The following is a 3,880-nucleotide window of genomic DNA, read 5'->3' on the forward strand; positions in this document are numbered from 1 at the left end:
CCGCCGCGTCGGCGGCGGAGAGGGTGAAGAAGCGGCGCAGGCGCAGTCGGCGCCCGTAGAGGGTGCTGTAGAAGGCGAGGGAGTCGCCGCGCAGCGGATAGCAGCGGAAGTCCTGCTCCGTGACGTTCGCGACGGCCACGCGCGGGATGGTGTGGGTGGCGTGCATGAAGGCACCGCCACCGCCCGAGACGACGTACTGGATGGTGCGGCCGTCCACGTCGACGGGGTAGCGCTGGTAGTTGTGGATGTCGCCGCCTATCGCCGCGACGTAGTGGTGCGCAGGGTCGCGGACGATGTCGTCGACCGTGCCGCCCCCGTCGATGGCACACGGGTGGTGCTCACCGTCCACGTACAGGGGCGAGCCGGTGATGAGGATCTTCGGGCGCGGCCCCCGGGAGACCTCGCGGAGCCATGCGCCCTGCTCGGCGTCGATCGTCCCCAGCAGTCCGGTGTCGATGCCTATGATCCGCACCGGCCCGGCGTCGATCGCCCAGTACGGGCCGGGCTGGGCCGCCTGTTGTCCGCTCGCGGAGCGCAACTGCCGTGCCTGGTCGAGGCGTTGTCCGTCGTGCGGGCTCGGACGGTGCCAGAGCACATAGCGCAGCCAGGCCCGGCTGAGGGAGCGCGGCCTGGGCTCGGGGTTGAGCGCCGGGGTGTCGGCGCAGAAGACCCGCATGAACGCGCCGAGGTCCTCGTACCAGTCGTGGTTGCCCGGTATCGCGTAGATGGGCGCCGGGTAGTCCCGGTAGGGGCGGAAGAACTTCGTGTCGTAGTCGTCGGCGCTGCCCACCGGGTAGATCACGTCACTGGCGACGACGGAGAAACGGGTGTCCTGACTGACCTTCAGGAAGCCGGGCACGACGGCGTACTGGGGCGCGTCGCCCTCTCCGGTGTCGCCGATCACCATGAAGGAGAACCGGTCCGGGTCGTCCCGCCGGATCACCTTGTCCGCGGGCGCTCCGGCCGCCGCCCGCTGGGCCACCCAGCGGCTGCGGGTACGGCCGGTGGGGTCCCCGAACCAGGAGGCCAGCACGCCGTTGCGGGCCGCCCACAGGGTCCGCGGGTCGAGCCACGAGAGCTTCTCGACCTTGGGCGGCATCAGCCGTTCGTACGCGCCGGGTTCTGCGGCGCCCCAGCCGGCGCCCTCGGCGGTATCGCGTGATGAGTCAGACACCGGTGCACCGTAACAATGATCTAGCGGGGGCCGGGCAGGGGGAGGGTCCTCCCGTTCGTGAACGCCCCTGGGGTGGACGGCTGTTGGCCGGTGGTGCCGATCACCACTCGCCGGTGCGCTGCGACGCCTCGTACGGGTGCTGCCGGGCGCGCAGGGGCACCGCGGGCGGGTCGAAGGCCGAGCTGTGCCGGGGTGCGGCCGGTTCCTCGGCGGGTTCCCTGGCGGGTCGCCGGCGCGAGGTGGGGCGGTTCCAGTTCCAGTCGCCGTCGCCCAGCACGAGCAGGGGGTCGAACATCACGACCACGCCGGCGAGTACGAGGAAGATGACCGGTCCCAGCAGCATCGGCAGGAGCAGCGAGGACGTCGATTCGCCGTCCCAGGTGCCGCCGGTAGTGCCGTGCACATGCACGCTGACCGCGGCCATCGCCGTGTAGTGCATCCCGGACACGGCGACGCCCATGACCAGACTGGCCCCGAGGCTGGTCAGGAAGCCCCGGATGGTGACGGCGGCCCACAGTGCCGCGGAGGCGGCGACGATGGCGATCAGGATGGACAGGGAGACGGTCAACACGTCATATCTGACCGCTCCGTTGAGCCGCATCGCGTACATGCCCAGGTAGTGCATCGCGGCCACACCGAGACCGGTGACCGTGCCCGCCAGGGCCAGGTTGGCGGTGCCGGCGCCGCGGTAGCCGACGATGAACACGCCGATGCCGACCACGATGACCGCCACGGCGAGGCTGAGGAGGGTCAGGCCCGCGTCGTAGCGGATCCTTGTCTCCTCGACCTGGAAGCCGATCATGGCGATGAAGTGCATCGTCCAGATACCGCAACCGATCGACGCGGCGCCCAGCGCCAGCCAACCGGGTTTCCACGACTGGTCGTTGAGCAGGGACCGGACGATACAACGCAGTCCCAGCGCCCCTCCCAGACAGGCCATGACATAGGCGGCCACCGGCGTCACAACGCCATAGCGAAACCCGTCAACCGTGCCTTCCATAAGCCAACTCCCCCCAGAGTCACGGCTGCTGATGGAGCAAGGTCTACGGGTAAGGGCCGGGTAAAGCAAGCATTTACCGCCAGTAACCATTGAACTCTGAACCATCACAGGTTCACTTCGGTCACCCAGTGACGAGATCAGGCCATGAACGACTGGACCGACGCGGGTGGACGGGGCGCGAGACCTTGATTCCGCCGCGAGACCTTGATTCCGCTCACCCAAACGCGGAAGGCGACGCACCCGGTCTCGGCGTGCACGGACGAGGTGGCGAGGGTGGGCGGCCTAGGCTCTCAGCCGGTACCGGCACGATCTCAGGAGCGCACATGGACATCCCGTACCCCGACGGACGCGGCCCCGACGAGGCGCCCGTCGCGCACGCACTGCTCGCACCCGTGCTCGGCTTCCTGGGGACGTGGCACGGGCGGGGCCAAGGCGGATATCCCACGCTCGCCGAGGACTTCACGTACGCGCAGGAGGTCACCTTCAGCCACGACGGGCGCCCCTTCCTCCGCTACGAGGCCAGGGCCTGGCTGCTCGACGGCGACGGGGCGCCCCTGCGGCCGGCGGCTCGGGAGAGCGGCTGGTGGCGACTTCAGCCCGACGGCAGGGTGGAGGCGCTGATCACCCAGCCGACCGGCATCGCGGAGATCGCGGTCGGGCAGGCGGCGGACGGCGCCGTCGACCTGTCCACCCACGACGTGGCCCTCACCCCCACGGCCAAGGACGTCACCGCCACCCGCCGCCGCTACACCCTGACCGACGACGACACGCTCACCTTCGTCCACGACCTCGCGGCGGTCGGCCAACCCTTGCAACACCATCTCTCCGCGAGCCTGCGCCGCAAGCGGTAGTGTCGTCCGCGTTCGTGTGTGCCCGAGTCGAGGAATGCGGGGAGGCGAGGTCGATGACCGCGCTCAAGGTCACTGCCGTGCGCAGCGCCCGGACCCTCCTCACGTCCCGGGCGACGGTCTGACCTCCACCGCAGCTGCCTCGCCGGGAGCGTGAGCTCGCGAGGCGTCACCCACACGAACACCACCATGAAACGGATCCCATCCCGTCATGAGCATGCGAACCGACTGGATCACGCGCGCCGAGACCGGCGCCGACGTCCCCGCCATCCGCGAGATCGACCTGGCGGCCTTCGACACCCCGCTGGAGGCCGATCTCGTCGAGGCCCTGCGCACCGACACCGCCTGGATCGACGGCCTGTCCCTCGTCGTCACCGGCCAGGACGGCAAGGTCGTCGGCCACGCGCTGATGACCCGCTGCCACATCGACGACACTCCGGCCCTGTGCCTGGGCCCCGTCGCCGTACTGCCCGAGTACCAGAGCACCGGTGCCGGGTCGGCTGCCATCCGGGCCGCACTCGAGGCGGCCGGGAAGCGGGGCGAGCGCTTCGTCACCGTCCTCGGACACCCGCCGTACTACCCGCGCTTCGGCTTCACCCGGGCCTCGGCACACGGCATCCGCATCACCCTCGACGTCCCGGACGAGGCCATGATGGCCCTCGCCCTCGACGCGGCACACCCGCTGCCCAGCGGCACGGTCCGCTACGCGGCACCCTTCGGTATCTGAGCAGTCCTGGCGAAGTCCGGTGCGGCCCCGCGCCCCGTCGCCCTGGTGGCGCTGCTCGGGGCGGCCGCACCACCGTCGGCCGGCTCGTCCGGCGCGGGCGACCCGTACTTCCCGCTGGCCGGCAACGGCGG

The 3,880-nt window shown here is 70.6% G+C and carries 4 protein-coding genes; 2 read left to right on the forward strand and 2 right to left on the reverse strand.

Going from position 1 to position 3,880, the window contains the following annotated elements; translation table 11 throughout:
* Positions 1–1,174 (reverse strand): metallophosphoesterase family protein (locus tag TN53_RS40495; protein ID WP_046263878.1); only part of this gene is annotated, 1,174 nt, incomplete at its 3' end.
* 100 nt (positions 1,175–1,274) lie between these two features.
* A complete protein-coding gene (locus tag TN53_RS40500; protein WP_046263876.1) occupies positions 1,275–2,174 on the reverse strand; it encodes an MHYT domain-containing protein in 900 nt (299 codons plus the stop codon).
* Positions 2,175–2,497: 323 nt separating this feature from the next.
* Here TN53_RS40500 and TN53_RS40505 point away from each other — a divergent pair, with 323 nt between their 5' ends.
* Both TN53_RS40505 and TN53_RS40510 read left to right on the forward strand, forming a co-directional pair.
* On the forward strand, positions 2,498–3,025 hold the full coding sequence (locus TN53_RS40505; RefSeq protein ID WP_046263877.1) for an FABP family protein: 528 nt from the start codon (positions 2,498–2,500) through the stop codon (positions 3,023–3,025).
* A 214-nt stretch (positions 3,026–3,239) separates the two neighbouring features.
* Complete coding sequence (locus tag TN53_RS40510) at positions 3,240–3,749, forward strand: GNAT family N-acetyltransferase (protein ID WP_046263879.1); 510 nt, start codon at positions 3,240–3,242, stop codon at positions 3,747–3,749.
* Positions 3,750–3,880: the final 131 nt, after the last annotated feature.

This window comes from Streptomyces sp. WM6386, from assembly GCF_000972385.1.
Taxonomy (GTDB): Bacteria; Actinomycetota; Actinomycetes; order Streptomycetales; family Streptomycetaceae; genus Streptomyces.

Coding starts and splice junctions, on each gene's coding strand:
- TN53_RS40510 (WP_046263879.1), top strand. CDS start 3,240: ATGCGAACCGACTGGATCACGCGCGCCGAGACCGGCGCCGACGTCCCC.
- TN53_RS40500 (WP_046263876.1), bottom strand. CDS start 2,174: ATGGAAGGCACGGTTGACGGGTTTCGCTATGGCGTTGTGACGCCGGTG.
- TN53_RS40505 (WP_046263877.1), top strand. CDS start 2,498: ATGGACATCCCGTACCCCGACGGACGCGGCCCCGACGAGGCGCCCGTC.